Annotated in this window: 18 protein-coding genes; 5 read left to right on the forward strand and 13 right to left on the reverse strand. The window is 65.6% G+C overall.

Annotated elements, in window-relative coordinates; translation table 11 throughout:
* Positions 1 to 130: 130 nt before the first annotated feature.
* On the reverse strand, positions 131 to 1,087 hold the full coding sequence (gene trxA / locus MJ205_RS18135; protein ID WP_239809735.1) for a thioredoxin: 957 nt from the start codon (positions 1,085 to 1,087) through the stop codon (positions 131 to 133).
* A gap of 112 nt (positions 1,088 to 1,199) precedes the next feature.
* Between trxA and purE the strand changes: the two genes are divergently transcribed.
* The 4 genes from purE to MJ205_RS18155 all read left to right on the forward strand — a co-directional run bounded on the left by purE (position 1,200) and on the right by MJ205_RS18155 (position 4,975).
* Complete coding sequence (gene purE / locus MJ205_RS18140; protein WP_021027607.1) at positions 1,200 to 1,694, forward strand: 5-(carboxyamino)imidazole ribonucleotide mutase; 495 nt, start codon at positions 1,200 to 1,202, stop codon at positions 1,692 to 1,694.
* Positions 1,691 to 2,887, forward strand: a complete 1,197-nt coding sequence (locus MJ205_RS18145) for a 5-(carboxyamino)imidazole ribonucleotide synthase (RefSeq protein ID WP_239809736.1) — start codon at positions 1,691 to 1,693, stop codon at positions 2,885 to 2,887. Before purE ends, MJ205_RS18145 begins: the two co-directional genes overlap by 4 nt.
* Before the next feature lie 11 nt (positions 2,888 to 2,898).
* A complete protein-coding gene (locus MJ205_RS18150) occupies positions 2,899 to 3,897 on the forward strand; it encodes an L-threonylcarbamoyladenylate synthase (RefSeq protein ID WP_239809737.1) in 999 nt (332 codons plus the stop codon).
* 85 nt (positions 3,898 to 3,982) lie between these two features.
* Positions 3,983 to 4,975, forward strand: a complete 993-nt coding sequence (locus MJ205_RS18155; RefSeq protein ID WP_239809738.1) for an SGNH/GDSL hydrolase family protein — start codon at positions 3,983 to 3,985, stop codon at positions 4,973 to 4,975.
* 102 nt (positions 4,976 to 5,077) lie between these two features.
* Here MJ205_RS18155 and MJ205_RS18160 read toward each other — a convergent pair whose 3' ends face one another.
* Complete coding sequence (locus tag MJ205_RS18160) at positions 5,078 to 5,941, reverse strand: pirin family protein (RefSeq protein ID WP_239809739.1); 864 nt, start codon at positions 5,939 to 5,941, stop codon at positions 5,078 to 5,080.
* A gap of 143 nt (positions 5,942 to 6,084) precedes the next feature.
* Between MJ205_RS18160 and MJ205_RS18165 the strand changes: the two genes are divergently transcribed.
* The gene (locus MJ205_RS18165) at positions 6,085 to 6,996 is read left to right on the forward strand and encodes a LysR family transcriptional regulator (RefSeq protein ID WP_239809740.1); all 912 of its coding nucleotides are present in this window, start codon (positions 6,085 to 6,087) and stop codon (positions 6,994 to 6,996) included.
* A 60-nt stretch (positions 6,997 to 7,056) separates the two neighbouring features.
* Here the strand turns inward: MJ205_RS18165 and MJ205_RS18170 are convergent, their stop codons facing one another.
* The 11 genes from MJ205_RS18170 to MJ205_RS18220 all read right to left on the reverse strand — a co-directional run bounded on the left by MJ205_RS18170 (position 7,057) and on the right by MJ205_RS18220 (position 21,631).
* Positions 7,057 to 10,122, reverse strand: coding sequence for a DUF5979 domain-containing protein (locus MJ205_RS18170; protein WP_239809741.1), 3,066 nt, complete (start codon positions 10,120 to 10,122; stop codon positions 7,057 to 7,059).
* A 371-nt stretch (positions 10,123 to 10,493) separates the two neighbouring features.
* Positions 10,494 to 11,345, reverse strand: a complete 852-nt coding sequence (locus MJ205_RS18175; RefSeq protein ID WP_239809742.1) for an amidohydrolase family protein — start codon at positions 11,343 to 11,345, stop codon at positions 10,494 to 10,496.
* The gene (ssuD, locus tag MJ205_RS18180; RefSeq protein WP_239809743.1) at positions 11,342 to 12,493 is read right to left on the reverse strand and encodes an FMNH2-dependent alkanesulfonate monooxygenase; all 1,152 of its coding nucleotides are present in this window, start codon (positions 12,491 to 12,493) and stop codon (positions 11,342 to 11,344) included. Before ssuD ends, MJ205_RS18175 begins: the two co-directional genes overlap by 4 nt.
* 249 nt (positions 12,494 to 12,742) lie before the next feature.
* Positions 12,743 to 13,360, reverse strand: coding sequence for an NAD(P)H-dependent oxidoreductase (locus MJ205_RS18185; RefSeq protein WP_239809744.1), 618 nt, complete (start codon positions 13,358 to 13,360; stop codon positions 12,743 to 12,745).
* Positions 13,361 to 13,544: 184 nt separating this feature from the next.
* Entirely contained in the window at positions 13,545 to 14,819 is a 1,275-nt protein-coding gene (locus MJ205_RS18190) for an acyl-CoA dehydrogenase family protein (RefSeq protein ID WP_239809745.1), read from the reverse strand.
* Positions 14,816 to 15,646, reverse strand: a complete 831-nt coding sequence (locus MJ205_RS18195) for a MetQ/NlpA family ABC transporter substrate-binding protein (RefSeq protein ID WP_446715091.1) — start codon at positions 15,644 to 15,646, stop codon at positions 14,816 to 14,818. The genes MJ205_RS18190 and MJ205_RS18195 overlap by 4 nt, the downstream gene beginning before the upstream one ends.
* Before the next feature lie 29 nt (positions 15,647 to 15,675).
* Entirely contained in the window at positions 15,676 to 16,482 is an 807-nt protein-coding gene (locus MJ205_RS18200; RefSeq protein WP_239809747.1) for a MetQ/NlpA family ABC transporter substrate-binding protein, read from the reverse strand.
* Between the two features lie 150 nt (positions 16,483 to 16,632).
* Positions 16,633 to 17,991, reverse strand: a complete 1,359-nt coding sequence (locus MJ205_RS18205; RefSeq protein WP_239809748.1) for an LLM class flavin-dependent oxidoreductase — start codon at positions 17,989 to 17,991, stop codon at positions 16,633 to 16,635.
* A 50-nt stretch (positions 17,992 to 18,041) separates the two neighbouring features.
* The gene (locus MJ205_RS18210) at positions 18,042 to 18,905 is read right to left on the reverse strand and encodes a MetQ/NlpA family ABC transporter substrate-binding protein (protein WP_239809749.1); all 864 of its coding nucleotides are present in this window, start codon (positions 18,903 to 18,905) and stop codon (positions 18,042 to 18,044) included.
* A 21-nt stretch (positions 18,906 to 18,926) separates the two neighbouring features.
* Positions 18,927 to 20,375, reverse strand: coding sequence for an LLM class flavin-dependent oxidoreductase (locus MJ205_RS18215; RefSeq protein ID WP_239809750.1), 1,449 nt, complete (start codon positions 20,373 to 20,375; stop codon positions 18,927 to 18,929).
* Complete coding sequence (locus MJ205_RS18220) at positions 20,375 to 21,631, reverse strand: SfnB family sulfur acquisition oxidoreductase (RefSeq protein WP_239809751.1); 1,257 nt, start codon at positions 21,629 to 21,631, stop codon at positions 20,375 to 20,377. The genes MJ205_RS18215 and MJ205_RS18220 overlap by 1 nt, the downstream gene beginning before the upstream one ends.
* Positions 21,632 to 21,644: the final 13 nt, after the last annotated feature.

Here is a 21,644-nt window from a genome sequence, read left to right on the forward strand (position 1 = left end):
GCACCTGCGCGCACCCATCGCCGCTTTGCTGCTATCAGTATAGGTGCAAACCACGATACCCCTGTTTTGCAGTTGCAACGGGGTGTAGGCCCCCACTGTACAGGAAGCGCGGCGTCCAGGTAGCCCTTACTCAGTTCAGCGCCATGCTCAGGCGGCGGCGGTAGCTGCTCAGCAGCGCGCCCACTTCGTCTTCCTGCTTGCTGGCCTTGCCGGTCAGCGCAATGCCGCCCGCGGTGGTGCCGGGCACGGCATCGTTGGCCTTGGGCTTGGGCGGGGTCAGCAGCTCCAGGATGGCGACAAACAGCTTGCGCGCCGCCTGGTCGTTCCAGGTTTTGTCGCGCATGATGATCTCCAGCAGCTCGTCCATGCTGGCGGTCCACTGGCCTTCGGCCATCAGTGCTTGCGCCTTCGCAAAGCGGGTGTCGAAATCGCGCTTGTTGGCGGCAATCGCTGCGTCGAACTGCTCCAGCGGCCAATCGCCCCGGTCGTCCTCGTGCACAAAGCGGATCGCCTGGGCCCAGGCCTTGAGCGCCACAAAGCGCAGCGGCTGCTGGATGCGCTTGAGCGGCTCTTCGATCTGGGCCTCGGCCTCGGACACGGCGCCGGTCTGGATCAGCAGCCGCGCGTAGTCAAACCGGGCATCGTCATTGCCGGGGTCGGCCGCCAGCGATTCCTGCAGCATCTGCAGCGCGGCCTGCACATCGCCGCTGTCGAGCAATTGCTGGGCTTCGTCGGCGCCCGCTTCGGCCGCCATCGCGGCCTCGGAGGGCAGGTGCTTGTCCAGAAACTCGCGCAGCTTGCTCTCCGGCTGGGCGCCCATGAAGCCGTCCACCGGCTTGCCGCCGATCATCAGCACGCAAGTGGGGATCGAGCGGATGCCGAACATGCCCGCCAGCTGCTGCTCCTGGTCGGAATCGATCTTGGCCAGCTTGAAGCGGCCGCCGTAGTCGGCTTCGAGCTTGTCCAGCAAGGGGCCCAGGGTTTTGCAGGGACCGCACCAAGGTGCCCAGAAGTCCACCAGGACCGGCACCTGCATGGAGGCCTGGATGACTTCGGCTTCAAAATTCTCAATGGTGACGTCGATCATGTCGCTAAAAATCCGTGTTGATCAGGCAGCTTCACTGCAAAAAGTAAAATGGCGGGTTCCATCCTGGCGCGGGGCCGGCATTCTTGCCCTTTGACACCCGCCAACCCACACTATGACACCCATCCAAGTTGGCGTGGTCATGGGCTCCAGCAGCGACTGGGAGACCATGCAGCACGCAGTTGCCATTCTCCAGCAATTCGGTATTGCCTTTGAGGCCCAGGTGGTCTCGGCCCACCGGATGCCCGACGACATGTTCCGCTTTGCCGAGAGCGCCGTAGAACGGGGCCTCAAAGCCATCATCGCCGGCGCTGGGGGCGCAGCCCACCTGCCTGGGATGATAGCCGCTAAAACCCCGGTGCCCGTGCTGGGCGTGCCGGTGGCCAGCCGCCACCTGCAAGGCGTTGATTCGCTGCACTCCATCGTGCAAATGCCCAAGGGCGTGCCCGTCGCCACCTTTGCCATTGGCCAGGCCGGCGCTGCCAATGCCGCGCTGTTTGCGGTGGCCATGCTGGCCAATGAAGACCCTGCGCTGCGCGCCAAGCTCGATGCCTTCCGTGCCGAGCAGACCGAGGCGGCCCGCAACATGACCTTGCCGGTGAACGAATGAGCACCGGCAGCCACAGCGCCGAGGCGCACCACCCGGCCCAAGCGATCTTGCCCGGCGCCACCCTGGGCGTGCTGGGCGGCGGCCAATTGGGCCGCATGTTTACCCATGCCGCCCAGTCGATGGGCTACTTCACCGCTGTGCTCGATGCCGATGCCACCAGCCCGGCCGGCCTGGTCAGCCACCACCATGTGCGCAGCGGCTATGAAGACCCGCAAGGCCTGGCCGAGCTGGCGCGCCTGTGCGCTGCGGTCACCACCGAATTCGAGAACGTGCCCGCCGCCGCGCTGAACCAGCTGGCCCAGAGCCTGCCGGTCTCGCCGGCAGGCGCGTCCGTCGCCATCGCGCAGGACCGCGCCGCTGAAAAAGCCCATTTCGTCCAATGCGGCGTGCCCTGCGCACCCTACGCCGTCATCGAGACAGCCGAGCAACTGGCCGCCGTCAATGACGCGCTGCTGCCCGGCATTCTGAAAACTGCGCGCATGGGCTATGACGGCAAGGGCCAGATCCGCGTCAAGACCCGCGAAGAGCTGGTCGCTGCCTGGAACGAGCTCAAGCAGGTGGCCTGCGTGCTCGAGAAGATGCTGCCGCTGGCGCATGAGTGCTCGGTCATCGTCGCGCGCAGCCGCCACGGCGATATCGTGCACCTGCCAGTACAGCGCAACCTGCACCGCGAAGGCATTCTGGCGGTGACCGAGGTCTATGCCGGCAACCTGCCCGCCGCGCAGGCCGAGCAGGCCATTGCCGCCGCCCAGTCGGTGGCCCAGGGCCTGGACTATGTCGGCGTGCTGTGCGTGGAGTTCTTTGTGCTCGAAAGCGGCCAGCTGGTCGTCAACGAGATCGCTCCGCGCCCGCACAACAGCGGCCATTACAGCCAGAACGCGCTGGATGTATCCCAGTTCGAGCTGCAGGTGCGCTGCATGGCCAACCTGCCGCTGGTGCAACCACGCCAGCACAGCGCCGCCATCATGCTGAACCTGCTGGGCGACCTGTGGTTCAAGGACAGCGAGAGCGCGCAGACCCCCGCCTGGGACCAGGTGCTGGCCCTGCCCGGCTGCCACCTGCACCTGTACGGCAAGGTCGACGCCAAGCGCGGCCGCAAGATGGGCCACCTGAACATCACGGCCGCTACGCCCGAGCAGGTGCGCGAGACGGCCCTGAAAGCCGCCGCCATCCTCGGCATTGCCGCGTTCTAAGAGGACAACCCGTGATTCTGGATGGAAAGCTCGATGCCTCGGTGCGCGCCGCAGCCCTGGCGCTGCAGGCAGGGCAGTTGATCGGCCTGCCGACCGAGACGGTCTACGGCTTGGCCGCCGACAGCGACAACGATGCAGCCGTGGCACAGATCTTCAGCGCCAAGGGCCGGCCTGCCGATCACCCGCTGATCGTGCATGTGGCCGATGCCGCCGGTGTGCAGCGCTACGCCAAGGCCGTGCCGGTGTTTGCCCAGCAACTGATCGATGCGTTCTGGCCCGGGCCGCTCACCCTGATCCTGCCGCGCCTGCCCGGTGCAGCCGTGGCCTCGACGGCGGGGCAGGACAGCGTGGGCCTGCGCTGCCCCTCGCACCCGGTGGCACAAGCCGTGCTGCGGGCCTGCCAGCAGCTCCAGCCACCGGTCTGGGGCGTCTCGGCGCCCAGCGCCAACCGCTTTGGGCGCGTCAGCCCCACCACGGCCGCCCATGTGGCGGCGGAGCTGGGCGATGGTCTGCTGGTACTCGATGGCGGCGCCTGCGACATCGGCATCGAGTCGACCATTGTCGACTGCACGCGTGGCGTGCCCGTGCTGCTGCGCCCCGGCGCCATCACGCGCGACGATATAGAACGTGCCTGCGGCACCCGCCCCCTGTCGATGCAGGAGCTGACGGCCGACACGCCACGCGCCTCGGGCACCTTGCTCGCGCACTACGCGCCCAGCGCCAAGGTCAGGCTGATGGATGCCAAGCAGCTGCAGTCGGCGCTCGACGTGCTGGGCGCGGATGCGCGGCATATCGCCGTCTACCACCGCAGCCCGCTGCGCAGCGACAGCCGGCATCTGCGCCTGCAGCCCATGCCCGGTGCACCGCTGGCGGCCGCCCGCGAGCTGTTTGGCCTGCTGCGCGACTTTGACGACTGGGGCGCCAAGCTCATCTGGATCGAGACCCCGCCGGACTCGGCAGATTGGGAAGGCGTCAGCGACCGTCTGCAGCGCGCTGCGGCGGCTGGCTGAACGGCGTTTTACCTCTCTTTACCTCATCACCTTGGTGGCCTGGATCAGCCTCGCTACACTACGCTCTACTTACTGGAGAACTCACATGGCAGCAAATTGGATGCGCCGTACCGTGTTGACCGCCGTGGCTGGTGCCTCGGTGGCCATGCTGGCGGCCTGCGGATCTAGCTCAACCGCGGACTCGATTCGTCCCGACAGCATCGTCACCTTTGGCGATGCAATGTCCGACCTGGGTCAAAACCCCAATGGCCGTCCCTACTCGGTCAGCAACGGCAGCTACAACAACTGGACGCGTGAAATCGCCTACCGCTATGACCTGACGCTGAATGCAGCCAAGGACGGCGGCACCGCCTACGCCTATGGCAATGCCCGCGTGTCCCAGGCCGATGCCACCGGCGTGACCAATGCCCCCTCCATCACCGCCCAGATCGACAGCTACCTCGCTGCCAACCCGACCTTCTCCAGCAAGCAGTTTGTGCTGATGAGCGGCGGCATGAGCGACGTGATTGCCGGCTACAACGAGTACGCCGCCGGCACCAAGACCCGCGACCAGTACCTGGCCGACATGACCACTGCGGGCCAGCAGATGGCCGCGCAGGTGCGCCGCCTCAACAGCGCTGGCGCCCCCCGCGTGCTGACCGTGGGCACGCCCAACCTGGGCCGCACCCTGTGGGCCACCACGTTGGACAACGCGCAGCCCAGCGCCGACCCCAAACCATCCAACACGCTGGAAGCCGCTACCACCGCCTTCAACAACGGCCTGCTGAACGCGTTGTATGGCCTGTCGGGCACGCAAGTGCTGTACGCCGACGTGCAGTACTACTTCAACTCGATGACCGGCAACCCCGGCAGCTACAGCTTCACCAACTACACCGAGCCGGCCTGTACCACCGCAGATGCCACCAATGGCCTGAACATTGGCGTCAACCAGATCAATTCGTCGCTGTGCACCGGTGACACGTTGGCAGATGCGTCCAAGGTGGACCAGTACCTGTTCTCCGACCTGGTGAACTACACGCCCCAGGCACACCGCCGCTTTGGCGACTGGGTCTATGACCGCATGAAGGCCAACTGGTAAGCCATCGCTTTTTTAGCGAGATCCTCAGCAAAAATGGACACCGAGGTGTCCATTTTTTTTATGGCCGCTTCAACGCAGCCGAGGCGGCTCCAACCGCGCCGGTCAAGCCTGCATGCTGCCAAACTTGCCGCTGTTGAAGTCGTTGACTGCCTGCACGATCTCCTGCTGGCTGTTCATCACAAACGGGCCGTAGCCGACGATGGGCTCGTCGATGGGCTCGCCGCTCATCAGCAGCAAGGCGACATCGCCATTGGCCTCCAAGGTCAGCTTGCGGCCTTCCTGGGCCATCACCACCAGCTGCGCCTCGCGCGCCACATCGTTGCCGTTGACCAGCACGGTGCCTTGCACAATGGCCAGCGCGGTGCTCCAGCCCTCGGGCAGCTCCAGCTCCAGCTTTTCACCGGCCACCAGGCGCACATCCCAGACATGCATCGGCGTAAAGGTCCTGGCGGGGCCTTGCTGGCCTTGGTAGTCGCCGGCAATCACCCGTACCTGGCCGCCACCGGGCAAGGCCACCGCAGGGATCTGCGATTGCACAATGGCCTGGTAGCCAGCGGCTGCACCCTTGTCCTTGGCAGGCAGGTTGACCCACAGCTGCAGCATGCGCAGCTTGCCACCTTTGGCGGTGAACGCGGGCGAATGGAACTCCTCGTGCAGGATGCCGGCGCCAGCGGTCATCCACTGCACATCGCCGGGGCCGATCTCGCCGCCCTGGCCGGTAGAGTCCCGGTGTGCCACCTCACCGTCATAGACGATGGTCACGGTCTCAAAGCCCCGGTGCGGGTGTTGGCCCACACCGCGCGGTGCGCTGGCCGGCGCAAAGTCGGCCGGGCCGGCAAAATCGAGCAGCAAAAACGGGCTCAGCACCTTGCCGTGGCTTTGGTAGGAAAACAGTGAACGCACAGGAAAGCCGTCGCCAACCCAGTGCTGGCGGGATGCGTCTTGGACATGCAGTACGTTTTTCATGGGGATTCCTGTCTGGCCTCCGAGCTAGGTGTCGGAAGGCTGTACTGTTATTGTGGGGTTGAAACACTGGAAGCGGTAGACGGCATAATTCGCCTTGATAGTTCTATTTCTTGAACGATAAAGACCATCCAGCAAAGCGCACCATGCAGCCATTCGACCTCAACGACCTGTTTTATTTCGTCCAAGTCGTCGACCACGGCGGCTTTGCGCCCGCCGGGCGTGCGCTGGGCATGCCCAAATCCAAGCTCAGCCGCCGTATTGCACTGCTGGAAGAGCGCCTGGGCGTGCGCCTGCTGCTGCGCTCCACGCGCAAGTTTGCGGTAACCGAGCTGGGCCAGACCTACTACCAGCACTGCAAGGCCATGCTGGTCGAGGCCGAGGCCGCGCAGCTGAGCATCGAAGCCGTGCAGTCGCAGCCACGGGGCGTTGTGCGGCTGAGCTGCCCCATCACCTTGCTCCATGAGCTGGTCGAGCGCATGCTGACCGACTTCATGGTCATGTACCCCGAAGTGACGATACAGCTCGATGCCACCAACCGCCCGGTCGATGTGATTGGCGAGGGCTTTGACCTGGCGATCCGCGTGCGCACCATGCCGCTGGAAGACAGCGACCTGTCGGTGCGCATGCTGTCGGTGCATGCCCAGCATCTGGTCGCCAGTCCCATCCTGACCGCACGCCAGGGCATGGTGCGCAGCCCTGCCGATCTGTCGCAATGGCCCAGCCTGTGGCTGGGCTCGCCCGAGCAGCAGTTTGTATGGAAGCTCGAACACGACAGCCTGCCCAGCATCCAGGTGACCCATGCGCCGCGCCTGATCACCACCGACATGGTGGCGCTGCGCAGCGCGGCCATGGCCGGCCTGGGTGTCGTGCAGTTGCCGATGATCATGGTGCACGAGCAGCTGGAGAAAGGCACCCTCGTCAAGGTGCTGCCCGAATGGGGGCCACGCAAGGAGGCGGTGCACGCGGTATTTGCCTCCCGCCGGGGCATGCTGCCGGCGGTGCGGGCGCTGATCGACCATTTGGCCGATGCCTTTGCGAGAGTGCCCAGCTGCTGACGCAGCCGGGCACGGGTCTTCTGGGCGTCAGCGGCGGGGCGCGCAGGCCCTCGCCCCGTCTTAGCGCATGCGCTTTCTGCGCGCCATGGCCAGGCCGGCGATCAGGCCGGTCAACAGCAGGTAGGCCCAGGGGCTGCCCACCGGCACGGCACGGGGTTTGCCGATATTGCCGTCGATGGGATCAACCACACTGCCATCGCTCGCCAGCGGGTTGGTGACGCTGAGCGCCACATCACTACCGGCGGGCACCACGACCGAGTTGGCGCTGTATACCGGGCTGCCCCACTGGTAGGCCGCAGGTGCTGGGGCCTTGCCCGTCTCGCTGACCGTGCAGACCGCATTGGCAGGCAGATCGGCCAGATGGACACTGGCCTCCTGGCCATTGGCCACGGTCACGCTGGCGGTATGCACACCGTCGGCACCGCAGTCGAGCGAGAAGTCAAAGCTGCCATTGACCGCCGCGGCGCCTGCTGCCGGGCCGCTGATGCGCTTGGTCAGCTGCACACCGCCACTCAGGCGCTGCAGGCGGTTGGTCACGGTAAAGCCCTGGGCCTGTTCTGCAATCTCTGGCGCACCGCTCCAGCCATAGCCGGCAGGCGCTGCCGGTGGCGTGTCCTCGGTGGCGGTACAGCTATCCCCCTGGAACACCGTCAGCGCGGGGCTGCTGCCGCTCGTGGCACCGGCGGCGACGGTCGCGGTCCAGGTCTGCGCAGGCTGGGTGCCGCAGGTCAGGCGGCCGCTGAAGCGCATCGCCTGGGGCAGACCAGCGGGCAGGCCCGCGATCTCCTTGGTCACCGTCTTGGTTGTGGTAGGTGCAAAAATCTGCAGGTTCACATAGCTCTGGTTGGACGCCAGGATGGGATCGATGACGCCTGCGGGCAGTTCGGCATAGGCGGTGTTGGTATAGGTTCCGGGCGTGTCACCGGCCGAGGTGTGGATGACAAACTGCACCGCACCGCCATTGCCCAGCGATGCCACCACGCTGCTGACCGTGCGGGTGGCGGGGTCATAGTTCACCGACGCGCCGCATTGTGCAGGAGCCACCAGCACGCTGCAACTGGCATCGCTGAACACCACGCCCGCGGGCAGCGGGTCCGAGAACAGCACATTGCTGGTATCCGAGGGGCCGGCATTGTGCATGTCCACCGTATAGGTCACTGCCGCGCCACTGGTGGCCGTCACCGGGTTGACCGCCTTGTTGACCGACACATTCGAGCAGCTGAACCGCTGCATCGTGGTGGTGGCCACGTTGTCCGAAGACGTGCGCTCCTCGACCCCATCACCAGGATTGGCAGAAAACTCATTGACCAGGTAGCCCGAGGGCCAGTCGCAGCTGCCCCGCGAGAAGTTGTAGGTCAGGCTGTAGCTGATGGTCAACGACCCACCCACGGGCAGCAGCGGCACCGCCGCCTGGAAGGGGCCGACATAGCTGTTGAGGCTGCCCGAATACGGCGCAGGAAAGGCCGAAGCCGCCGGGCACACGGCGCCACCGGATGCCGTGCAGCTGATGGCAGAAGACTGCACGTCCAGGCTGTTGGCCAGCTCGAACCGGATCAGGCGATCGGCCATATACGCACCATCGGCTGCAGACGGGCCGTTGTTGGTCACCGTCATCGTGTAGTTCACCGGCACACCGGGCTGGTATTCCTGCGAGCTCTGGGTCTTGGTCACTGCCAGGTCGGTACTGGGGCAGGCAGGTGTGGCAGGCACAAGGATGCCCACCGACGCCATGTTGTTACCGTAATTGGGGTCGGTCATGGTGTCGGGCGGGTTTGCCGAGAACTCATTGTTCAAACCACCCAAGTTACGGCCACAGGGAATGCTGCCGTTGAAGCGGGTTTGCACGTGGTAGATGATGGTCAGCCGGCCATTGACAGGCAAGACCGGCACGGTGGTGTTGAACAGCGTCGCGGACGAGGCATTGCCGGTCGGGTTCAGAAAGGCCGCATCGGCGGGGCAGACCGCGCCGCCCTCGGCAAAGCAGCTGTCGAACTGGGCAGCAATGTCGAAGTAATTGGCCGAACCTCCATGGGTGCGGATGATGTCCGCCATCGTCGCACCGTCTGCGGCATTCGGACCGGCATTGGTCAGGACCATGGTGTAGGTGACCATATCGCCCATAGCCGGCACCGGAGGATCCTGACTCTTGCTCACCTGCAGGTCCGTCTGCACGCAGTCAGGCGTTCCCGGCACCTGCAAGATGGCCGTCTCCTGGTTGTTCTGCGGTGAAGTGTCCACCATGCCATCCAGCAGCTGGATCGAAGCCTGGTTGAACAGCTGGCCGGCGCGGCGGCCGCAGGCGGCGTTGGGCACCAGGTAGGGGGTCATCGTGTAGGTGACCACCACCTCGCCGCCGGGCGGCAACACCGGCACGGTGGCATCGAACACCGGGCTGTAGTCGTTGCTGCCGCTGCGGTTGGGAAAACTGGCATCGGGTGGACACTGTGCGCCGCCGCTCGCCGTACATTGGTTGAACACCAGATTGGCGCCAATGTGGCTGATAAAGCTGTTGCTCAACCGGTCGTACAGCGTTACGCCATCGGCCGATCCCACGCCATTGTTGCGCAAGCTGATGGTGTAGGTCAGCGGCACGCCGTTCTGGTACGTATCGGTGCTTTGCTTTTTGGATACCGCCAGGTCCACCTCATAGCGCATCGCTGTGCTGATGGAGCTGCTGTTGGAGCCTGGCACCGGGTCCGTCACCGCTGCGGGCGGGGCAATGGTGGCTGTGTTGGTCAGGGTGCTGGGCCCCGTCACGCCAAAGCGGGCCTGGATCTCCACGCGCACCTTGCCCTGGTTCGGAAAGCTGCCCAGGCTGCCGGATACCACGCCGTTGGCCACTGCCAGATCGGTCGGGCAGGTCGCAGAGCCCGATGCCAACGTGCACAGCGCCGTGACATTCGTCAGCCCGGCGGGCAGCACATCCTGGAACTGGGCACCATCGGCTGCGTTGGGGCCGTTGTTGTCCATCTCCAGCACATAGGTCACCGGCGTACCACCCACGGCCGAGGAAGGGCCGGACTTGGTGATCTGGACGTCTGCCGACTGCGCAAGCGCATACAGCGGAGAAGCAGCCACCAGCAGCACGGCTGCCTTGGCCCTGGCGCCACCAGCAAGTGCACGCATCCACCATTTTTCATACGTCATTGTTTTTCCCATCTACCAATATAAAAACTATCAGCAATAGACAAAATCGATTAGCTTGGGAAAAAAATGTCTTTGCTGGGAGACGTGACACCGCGTTTGCCACCCAGCAAAGAACAGATTTTTCAGCACAAAACCAAAGGCGTTATTATCTTCACGACGTTAAAAAATGTATCGATGCCTTAGTTAACAAAACATTAAGAAACATTTGTTGTAGATTCATTAACATTTCGTTGACAATCCACCCAGGGAAAAACAGGACTTCCAGGCGCACAAAAGGCTCCTGGACCAGGAGCCTTTGCGAAGGTGCGGACAAGGGAAAGACGGCAGCACCGCCGCCGTCTGCCAGGCGGCTAGAGCCCCAGAATCCGCGCTGCATTGCCATGCAGCAGCTTGGGCAGCACGGCCTCGTCAAAGCCCAGCGCCAGAAAGTCGTCAATGCTCTGGCGGATGGGGCGGAAGGGATAGGACGAGCCGAACAGCAGCTGGTCACCCAGGAACTGGTTGGCCGCCTGCACATAGGCCTGGCTGCCAGGCTGGAACACATACATGTCCGGCACCAGGTAGACATTGGCGTAGCGGAAGGCCAGCCCAATGGCTTCCTGCACGCGCGGCCAGTAGCCGTGGTAGACGACCAGCGGCAGATCGGGAAAGGCCTGCGCCACCTTGGCCAGGCGCGCCGGGTCGTTGAAGCTCGGGTCCGGCGTGGTGGGGCCGCTCATCAGAAACAGCGGCACACCCAGCGCCTGCGCACGTTCGTAGATCGGCCAGTACACGCGGTCATCGGGGTGGCGGGCTGGGTCACCAAAGCCTGGCTCCAGGTCAATGCCACGCAGGCCCAGCACCTTGACGGCGCGCTCGATCTCGTCGAGCGCTGCCTGCTCGCCCTGCAGCACCGGGTCCACCCCGGCAATGCCCAGCAATTCAGGGTGGCCCTGCACGATCTGGTGGATGGTGTCATTGGGCAGGTGCTGCGAAGGCGTGTGCCGCCCCACCACCACGGCCTGGCTCAGGCCCGCATCGCGTACTGCCTTGAGGAAACCTTCCTGCGTCAGCGATTCCTCAAAATGCTTGTCGCTGCCGCGCGTGCCCACGCGCCGGTTCAGCCAGCGGGCAGTGTCATGCTCGGGCGAGCCGGGCGTGGCGCCAAAAAAGTTGTGCAGGAACGCTGGCCGGCAGCGCATATCGATCACGGGCAGGCTCATGAAGCCGACTCCTTCCATTGTTGAACACCACGAACATCAAACGCGCCGCCGGTCTGCGAGCGCGCGGTGGTCACGCTCTTCTTGCCCAGCAGCGGAAACACCAATTCGGCAAAGCGGATCGATTCCTCCAGGTGCGGGTAGCCCGACAGCACAAAGGTATCGGCGCCAATCTCCATGTATTCGCGCAGGCGCTCGGCCACCGTGGCCGCATCACCCACCAGCGCCGTGCCGGCACCGCCACGCACCAGGCCCACACCGGCCCAGAGGTTGGGTGCCACCTCCAGCTTCTGGCGGTTGCCGCCATGCAAGGCCGCCATGCGCGCCTGGCCGACCGAATCCATGCGCGCATAGTTCTGCTGCGCTTTCGCAATGTCTTCATCGGTCAGCTTGCTGATGAGGCGATCGGCATCGGCCCAGGCTTCCTCGTTGGTCTCGCGCACAATCACATGCAGGCGCACGCCCAGGCGCAGCAGGCGGCCGGCAGCGGCGGCGCGGGCGCGGATATCGGCAAACTTGCGCGCCACCGCCTGCGGGGGCTCGCCCCAGGTCAGGTAGGCATCGACATGCTTGGCCGCCAGGTCATGGGCGGCGTCGGACGAGCCCCCAAAGTACAAAGGCGGATGGGGCTTTTGCAGCGGCTCGAAAAAGTTCTTGCCCTGCTTGACCTTGAAGTACTTGCCCTCGTGGTCCACCGTCTCGCCGGCCAGCAGGCGCCGCCAGATGCTCAGGAACTCATCGGCATAGGCATAGCGCTCGTCATGGGCCAGAAACACGCCATCGGCCTCCAGCTCGGTGGCATCGCCCCCGGGCACCACATTGAGCAGCAGGCGCCCGGCCAGCGCCTGGTCCAACGTGGCGGCCTGGCGCGCGCTGGGCACCGGCATGCCCAGCGAGGTGCGCAGCGCCACCAGCAGCTTGATGCGCTGGGTGACGGGCACCAGGCTGGATGCCACCACCCAGGGGTCCAGGCAAGAGCTGCCGGTAGGAATCAGCAGCCCGTCATAGCCCAGGTTCTCACTGGTGGTGGCAATGCTGCGCAGGTACTCGGGCGTGGGCTGGCGGCCAAAGTCCGATGCACCCAGGTAGCGGGTGTCGCCGGATGTGGGCAGGAACCAGAACAGCTCCGGGGGGGATGAAGTAGAGGCCATGGCAAAGGTTCAGGGATGCTGCAAGGCAGGGGGCGTGCAGCAGACGCCGCATGGCATGCCGCGCCAGCCCGCCAGCAACGCTTGCAGGTGGCAATGGCGGGCAAGCCGGGGGTTGCGCTTGGAACGGGTTCTCAGCGCTGCCAACATGGCCCGGCAAACCCAAGGCGGGCGGTCAAGACGAGGCCTCGCAGGCAGTACCGCAGTACGACAAGGCGGGCAACGACGTACCAAGGCTTGGGTTAACGGCGCTTAGGCGGCCTGGCGCTCCAGCGCGTGCAAGGCGGGCTGGCTGCTGCGCTGGCTGTGCGCCAAGGCGCTGAGCACCGGCACGGCCAGGTCCACGGCCAGTGCAATATGCTTGTGCAGCGCCTCGCTGACCACCACGCCGCCCTGGATGTCTTCGGGCGTCGCGTAGACGCCGATCGGCAGGGTCAGTGCCGAGAAAAATCCGAACAGCGGGCGCAGCTGGTGGTCCAGCACCAGCGAATGGCGCGGGCTGCCGCCAGTAGCGGCCAGCAGCACCGGCGTGCCCTGCAGCGCATGCTGGTCGACCAGGTCAAACAGGTGCTTGAGCAGACCCGGCAGGCTGCCACGGTAGACCGGCGAGCCGACGATCAGGAAGTCCGCCGTCTCGATCGCTTCCAGCGCATCACGGGCCTGGGCGGACAGCGCATCCTTGTACAGCACGGGGCCGATGTCGGCCACCAGATCGACCAGATCGATATGGCGTACATCCAGACGCACTGGCTCGGCCGTTTGGCCCAGGGTCTGGCCCAGTTGCAGATGCAGGCTGTCGAGCAGGCTGCGGGTGCGCGAAGGCTTGCCCAGGCTGCCATTGACGATGACGGTTTTCAAGATGCGGCTCATGTACATTCCAGTCGTTCAGGCGCGCAAGAGGCCAGGGCCCGGCCTATCCGGGTCGCTGTCTCCAGCGTCGAGGACACCTGTGCGCTGGCGATGGCGCCTCAGAAGGCATGCCGTGGCAAAGGGTCCCAAGGCCACCATTACAACCAGTGCGCTGCGCCACGCCAAGGAATGAAATCTCATGTTCTTATGCGTTTTTTGCTGCGAGGCCCACCTGCCAGAAGTAAACCGGCTCGGCCCCGTTGAGCAGCATGTCGCCCACCGACTTGGCCTTGTAGATGACCGGGTTGTGCGAGGCCAGGGTGCGCGCATTGCGCCAGTGGCGGTCCAGCCGCAGGCCCTCGGCCAGCGCGCTCGATCCGCCCACATCGAACATGCGGGTGGCCGCCTGCAGCACTGCATCCACTACGGCCACCTGGGCCTGCGCGGCACGCAGCTCCAGCGCATCGAGCCGGGCCTTGTCAGCGCGCTGCTGGCCCGCCTCGGCACTGCGCAGGATCGGGCCCAGCGCCTGGGCCACATCGCGCACCACCAGCTCGCTCATGTAGGCGGTACTGGCCAGCTGGCCCACAATCTGCTGCACCAGCGGATCGTCCTTGGGCAGTGACGCTGCGCCATGGCTGAACACGCGGCGGCGCGCCTGCACATAGGCCACGGTGTCGCGGCTAAGCGCACGCGCAATGCCCGCCAGGCTCGCCAGGTGGAACAGCTGCGCAAAGGCCACGATGGGCGAAGGCTCACCGGCGCGGAACTGCAGCACCGCGTGCGCGGGCACCTGCACATCGCGCAGCACCGTGGTGCCCGATCCGGTCAACCGCTGGCCAAAGCCGCGCCAGTCATCGAGCCGCTCCACACCAGGCGCATCGCCGGCCACCAGCGCATGCACCGTCTGGTCGGGCTGGCCGGGCACCACGGCGCGGGCCAGTACGCTGATCCAGTCGGCATAGAGACTGCCGGTGCTGTAGAACTTCTGGCCATCGAGCCGCCAGTGGCCGGGCGCCGCCGCGTCGGGTTGCAAGGTGGTCTGCAGGCTGCCTACCGCCCCCTCCCCCACCTCGGTGGTTGCATTGCCAAAGGTGGCGCCCTGGGCCACCAAGGGCAGCCAGTGGCGCTGCGCCTCGGGTGCGCCTTGGTAGAGCACGCGGTCCACAAACAAAAAGTGCGGCCGCAGGATCTGGGTCAGGTTGGGGTCGGCCTCGGCCAGGTCCACCAGCAAGGCCACGAGCTGCTCCAGCGACGCGCCGCCGCCCCCCCAGGCCCTGGGCAGGCGCAAGGCGGTAAAGCCGCTGTCCCGCAGCCATTGCAGCGGTGCATGGGCAAGGCTGCGGCTGTGCTCGCGCTCGGCCGCTCCTTCGGCAATGCGTGCAAACACCGGCGCAAAGCGCTGCTGCAGATCAGCCAGGCTCGGTGGGCTGGCATCGCTCGCCTCGGGCGCCTGGCGTGTCAATGTGGCTGCAGTCATGGCGCGGCCTTGGCGGTGTTCTTCCAGGGCAGCGAATAGAGCTTGGCGTCATCGGCAAACGAGGCGCTGATCTGCTTGGCGACCGCAGGCGATGCCTGGTAGAGATGCACGAACTGCGCAATGCGCGGGTCCTGCTTGCGGTCACTGCGGGCCACAAAGCGGATCGCGTAGTACAGGTCGTCGACGGTGGAGTACAGCAGCGCGCGGCTGGCCAGCTCACGCTGGCCGGCATTGACCAGGTGGGCCGGATACCCCTGGGCCAGTGCCACATCATCGAGCGCACGCACCAGTTGCGGGCCCTCCACCTCCAGCAGCTTGAGCTTGCGTGGGTTGCTGACGATGTCATTGACGCTGGCCTTGGCGCCCACACCGGGGCGCAAGCTGATGAGCCCGGCCGTTTGCAGCAGCAGCAGGCCCCGTGCCTGGTTGACCGGGTCGTTGGCCACACCGACCGAGGAGCCGGCCGGGATATCGGCCAGCGCCGCATGCTTCTTCGAATAGAGGCCGATATTGGGCAGCAGGCCCACACCCACGCTTTCGATCTTGTAGCCCCGGTCGCGGATCGCGTTGTCCAAAAAGGCCTGGTGCTGGAAGTAGTTGATATCGATATCGCCTGCATCCAGCGCGGTGTTGGGCGTGGTCCAGTCGGTGAACTCGATCACCTGCACATCGAGCCCGGCCTGGCGGGCCTCCTTGGCGGCGACCTGGACCGAGTCGGCCAGCGAGCCGGGCGTGACCCCGATCTTCAGCGGGGCAGCCACGGCACTGGCTACCGCCACGGCGCCGGCGCCCAGCGCCAGCAGGTATTTTTTCAGCGCAAACGTCATCATCGTCTTTCTTCCTGTAGGTAGCGGGATCACTTCAGCCAGGGCAGGCTGTAGAAGCGGCTTTCGTTGGCATACGAGGCATGGATCTGCTGGCGCACCGCCGGGGACTGCTGGTAGATGTCGATGAACTTGCGCACCCGTGCGTCCTTGACGTTGTCGGCCCGGGTCACAAAGTGGATGGCCCAGAACGCGTCGGATCCCACGCTGTAGTACAGACCCTGGCGGGCGGTCTCCAGCTGGCCGGCCTGCAGCAGGCCACCCAGGCTGACGACGGTGATGTCGGCATCATCGAGCGCCCGCGCCAGCTGGGGCCCGGCCACCTCGATGAACTTGAGCTTCTTGGGGTTGCTGGCGATGTCGTCGATCTGGGCCAGCTGCGGCGCATTGGCGCGCAGGGTCACCAGGCCCGCATCGCGCAAGGTCGCAATGGCACGCGCCTGGTTGGAGGTGTCATTGGCCAGCGCCACGCTGGCGCCCGTGGGCAGGCTGTCCAGGCTTTTGTAGCGCTTGGAGAAAATGCCGATATTGCCCCGCGAGCCTACGGCCACGGCGCGCAGATCCTGCCGGTTTTCGCGGTTGAAGGTGTCCAGAAAAGCCTGGTGCTGGTAGTAGTTCAGGTCCAGATCGCGGTTGACCAGTGCGGTATTGGGCAGGGTCCAGTCGGTGAACTCGACGATCTGCACATCCAGACCCTGGGCCTTGGCCTCGCGCGCTGCAATCTGGGCCGAATCGGCGAGCGAGCCGGGCGTGACGCCGATGCGCAGTGGCTGGGCCTGGGCGGCACCCAAGGTGGCGAGCGACAGCAGCAGGGCTGTCAAAGCGGGGAAAAACTTCATGGCTGCTTTCAAAAAAATCTCGGTGCTTAGAGCCGGTAACACGACCCAGCAAACCGAAGGTTTGCGGTTGAGACTAGGCGTCAAGCCGCAGGCAGTACAGGCGTACGACAAGGCTTGGCAACGACGTATCAAGGGTTGTGTTAGCGGCTCTCATCGGCGCTGCTGCGCGCCGGGGTGGTTGGCGGGCAGACCATCGCCACGGCCAAACAGCTTGTGGCGCAGGCTGCCTTCTTCGTAGCGCGTGCGGTAGCGGCCCCGGTTTTGCAACTCGGGCACGGCCAGGCTGACAAAGTCCTCCCAGGTCTCGGGCACGACGATGCGGGTCAGGTTGAAGCCGTCGATCTCGCCGACATCGATCCAGCGCTCCAGCGCATCGGCCACCTGCTGCGGGTCGCCCACGATGGTGTTGTAGCGGCTGCCCAGGCTGAACTGTTCGAGCAGCTTGCGCCGCGTGGTCAGGCCCTGCTGCTGGGCAGCCTGCACCGCGGACTGGATGGCATTGCCCTGGCCGTAGACGATGGGCTCGTCCAGGTCGTACTGCGCAAAGTCCACGCCGGTGCTGGCGGCAAAATGCGCCAGGCCCCCTTCGGCGCTGGCATAGGCCAGGTAGTCGGCATATTTCTCCTCGGCCTCGGCCTGCGTGGGCGCCACCACCACGGCCGCGCCCACATAGATTTTGATGTCATCGGGCCTGCGCCCGGCGGCCACGGCAGCGGCACGCAGCTTGCGCGAGGCATCCCTTGCCGCCTCTGGCGTGCGCGCACCGATAAAGATGCCCTCGCCATGCTGGCCGGCAAACTGCAGCCCGCGCTGCGAGGTGCCGGCCTGGAACAGCACCGGCGTGCGCTGCGGCGATGGGGCGCTCATGTGGATGGCATTGGCGCGGTAGAACGGACCGTCATGCACAACGGGGTGCACCTTGTCCGGCAGGGTGTGGATGCGGCGCGCCTTGTCGGCGATCACGGCGCCGTCCTCCCAGCTGCCTTCCCAGAACTTGTAGGCCAGTGCCAGAAAGTCATCGGCACGGTCGTAGCGGCTGTCATGGTCGGCCAGGCCGTCCTGGCCCAGGCCGCGCGCGCCGCTGTCCACATAGCCGGTGACGATGTTCCAGCCGATGCGGCCGTTGCTCAGCTGGTCCAGGGTGCTCACATCGCGGGCAAAGGTGTAGGGCTGGTGCGCATTGACGGTGGCGGTCAGGCCAAAGCCCAGGTGCTCGGTCACCGCCGCCATGGCCGACACCAGCAGCCACGGGTTGTTCACCGGCAGCTGGATCGCCTCGCGCAGGGTCAGGTCCACCCCACGCTGGTAGACGTCGTAGTAGCCCACCACGTCGGCGATGAAGATGCCGTCGAACAGGCCTTTCTCCAGCAGCCGGGCGATGTCGGTCCAGTACTTGAGCGTGTGGTACTGGGTGGACTGGTCGCGCGGATGCGTCCACAGCCCGTGGTGGATATGTCCCACGCAGTTCATGTTGAACGCGTTGACATGCATGTATTTCTTGTCAGTCATGGCCGGTGTCGGTGAAAAAGCTCAGGGAACGCGGAAGGTCAGGCGCACCATCACCACGAGGGGATGACCACGCCGTTGAAGGCCTGCTGGATGTAGCTGCGCACCTCGTCGGTGCGGTAGGCCGCGACCAGCTGCGGCACCCAGGGTGCATTGCGGTTTTTCTCCTGCACGGCGATCAGGCAGACATAGGGGCTGTCACCGCCCTCGACCAGCAGCGAGTCCTTCGTGGGATTGAGCCCCGCCTTGTAGGCATAGTCGGCATTGATGGCGGCCAGCTCCACATCGTCCATCGCGCGCACCAGCATCGGCGATTCGAGCTCGACAAAGCGCAGCTTGCGCGGGTTGTCGGTGATGTCCTGGGTGGTCGCAAACACGCCCTTGATCGGGTCGATGCCGGGCTTGAGCTTGATGAGACCGCCCTTCTCCAACAGCAGCAGCACACGCCCGCCATTGGCCGGGTCGTTGGGCAGTGCAATCTGCGCGCCCTCGGGCACATCGTCCAGCCGCTTGTAGCGCTTGGAGAACAGCGCAATCGGGCCTACCCAGGTGCGGCCAAATCCGGCCAGCTTGTAGCCGCGCGCACGGATCGCCGCCTGCAGGAAAGGGCCATGCTGGAAGCTGTTGGCATCCAGGTCACCCGCATCCAGCGCCGCATTGGGCATCACATAGTCGCTGAACGAGACGATCTCGATCTTGAGGCCATAGTCGCGCTCGGCCACTTTTTTGACGGCCTCGAACACCTGCTCATGCGGGCCCGAGGTGACCCCCACTTTCAGCACCTTGGTCGTCACCGGTACCGCTGCCTGGGCGGTGCTGCGCCAGGCGCCGGTGGCGAGCGCGGCACCCGCTGCCAGCGACGAGGACAGAAAACGCCGGCGTTGGCCCGGCAGCGGAGAAGAGGGTTTTTGAGACATGGGGAGGCTCCTGGGTAGCACTCAGGCCCAGGCCTGGGCGCTGGGAGTGAAAGCAGCGGGGGAATCATCAGCATGGGCGACAGCCACAGGCTGCTGGCGAAACTGCTTCGCATGGTGGTGGGCCGGCAGGCGGTCGCCGTGGCCAAACAGCTTGTGGCGCATGCTGCCGGGCGCATAGGCGCTCTTGTGCAGGCCCCTCGACTGCAGCTCGGGGACGACCAGGTCGATAAAGTCGCCAAAGCATTCGGGCACCACGGTGCGGGCCAGGTTGAAGCCATCGACGCCTGCCTCCTCCACCCACGATTGCATCTCGTCGGCGATCTGCTGGGCATCACCCACCACGGTGGCATAGCGCCCGCCCAAGGCCAGCTCATCGACCAGGTCGCCCAGGCGGTAGTCCTCGCGGCCATTGGCCAGGCGCTTGATCGAGTTCTCGATGCCATTGCTGCGGTGCTGCAGCAGCAGCGGCGTGTCGCGCTGGTAGGTCGAGAAATCAATACCGGCCGTGGCCGACAAATGCGCCAGCGCAGCCTCGGGGCTGGCATAGCGGCAGTACTCCTGGTACTTTTCCTGGGCCTGGCGCGCGGTGGCGCCCACCACGGGGGTCATGCCCACCAGCACCTTGATGTCGCCCGGCTGGCGGCCGGCACGCACGGCTTCGGCGCGCAGCTGGCGCACCAGCGAGGCGGTGGCGGCCTTGTCCTGGATGGCCATGAACACGCATTCGGCATGGCGCGCGGCAAACTGCAGGCCCCGGCCCGAACTGCCCGCCTGCAGCAGCACCGGCGTGCGCTGCGGCGAGGGCTCGCTCAGGTGATAACCATCGACCTGAAAATGCGGGCCGCTGTGCTGCACGCGCCGCACCTGCTGCGGGTCGGCATAGACGCGGCCTGCGCGGTCCCGCAGCACGGCGCTGTCGCTCCAGCTGCCTTCCCAGAGCTGGTAGAGCACGTCCATGAACTCATCGGCACGGTCATAGCGCGCATCGTGCGCCAACTGTTGCCGCTGGCCCATCGCGCGCGCGGCCGAGTCGAGGTAGCCGGTGACGATGTTCCAGCCAATGCGGCCTTGCGTCAGGTGGTCCAACGTAGAAAAGCGCCGCGCCAGCAGATAGGGCTGCTCGTAGCTGAGGTTGACGGTGACACCAAAGCCCAGGTGCTCGGTCACCGCCGCCATCGCGGGCACCACCAGGGTGGGATCGTTGATGGGCAGCTGCACCGACTCGCGCAGGGTCACATCGACCGACTGCTGGTAGGTGTCATAGACGCCGATGATGTCGGCGATGAAGAGGCTGTCGAACAGGCCGCGCTCCAGCTCCTTGGCCAGGCCGGTCCAGTAGTCCAGGCGGTGGTAGTGGCTTGATTGGTCGCGCGGATGCGCCCACAGCCCATGGTTGATATGGCCGACACTGGCCATGTTGAAGGCATTGAGGATGATGGGCGCCCGCGCGCTGGCGGCGGTGCTGGCCATCACAGCGCTCCGTGGCGCGGGGGCAGCACGCCGCTCAGCGCATAGTTGCCGATGGCATGGTATTTCCAGCGCACCGGGTCATGCAGGGTATGGGTGCGCACATTGCGCCAGTAGCTGTCAAAACCATGCTCGGCAAAGGTGGCCGAGGTGCCACCCAGCTCCAGCAGCTTGTTGGCCGCCAGCAGGCCGGCCGTATGCGCCAGCGCACGCGCCTGCGCCACGGCCACCGAGGCGGCAGCCACCGTATGCGCCGTGGGCTCCTGCTGCGCGGCATCGACCAGGCTGCCCGAGCGCCGCAGCAGCGCACGTGCGGCATGCAGGCGCAGCTCCACATTGCCCAGCGCCTGCAGGGTCAAGGGGTCATCACTGGCCTGCGCCACGCCGGCATCCACCCAGGCGCGCGACTGGTTGCGCACAAAGGGCAAGGTGGCACGCAGTGCGCCCTCGCCAATGCCCAGGTCGATGGCGGCATGGATGATCTGCGCAAACGGCCCGATGGTGCTGGGGCTGTCGAAGCTTGATTGGAAAGGCACGATCCAGGCCTCATCGATGGCGACGTTCTCCAGCAGCACCGAGCCACTGCCGGTGACCCGCTGGCCCATGCCGTCCCAGTCGTCGATCACCGTCACGCCCGGCGCGCTGCGCGGCACAAACACCATCACGCTGACGGGGTCCTGGGCCGCATCGATGACCTGCATGGTCTGTACCGGAATCCAGTGCGCAAAGATGGCACCGGTGCAGTAGAACTTGCGGCCATTGAGCACCCAGCCCGATGCGCCCCGCTCCAGCCGCGAGCGGCGGCGGTAGTCGCGGTGGCCGATCTCGGACAGCGCGTTGCCAAAGCGCTCGCCCGCCTGCACCCGTTCGTAGAAAAAGCGCTGCTGGGCCTCGCTGCCGCCCACGCGCAGCACCTCCAGCGCATAGAAATGGTTCTGCGGAATATGGCCCAAGGAGCCATCGGCCGCCGCCACGGTGGCGATCAGCTGCGCAACGGTCCAGGCGCCGGCCTGCAGGCCGCCATAGGCGCGCGGCACGGTGATGGCCCAGAGGCCGCTGTCGCTGTAGGCCTCGATTTCCGCCCAGGGCAGGCGGCGCTCACGGTCACGCAGCACCGCATCGCCAGCCCAGGCATCGGCCAGTTGCTGGGCTTTTTGCAGTGCGGCCTGCTCACTGGCAAACACGGGCGGGCGCTGGCGCGGTGCGGGGGCGGGTGCCACCGGGTTGGCAGCGGCGATCACAGGGGGAGAGGTAGTCATGGTGCTTGCTCGG

It is taken from the genome of Comamonas sp. B21-038 (assembly GCF_022387135.1).
Lineage (GTDB): Bacteria > Pseudomonadota > Gammaproteobacteria > Burkholderiales > Burkholderiaceae_C > Comamonas > Comamonas sediminis.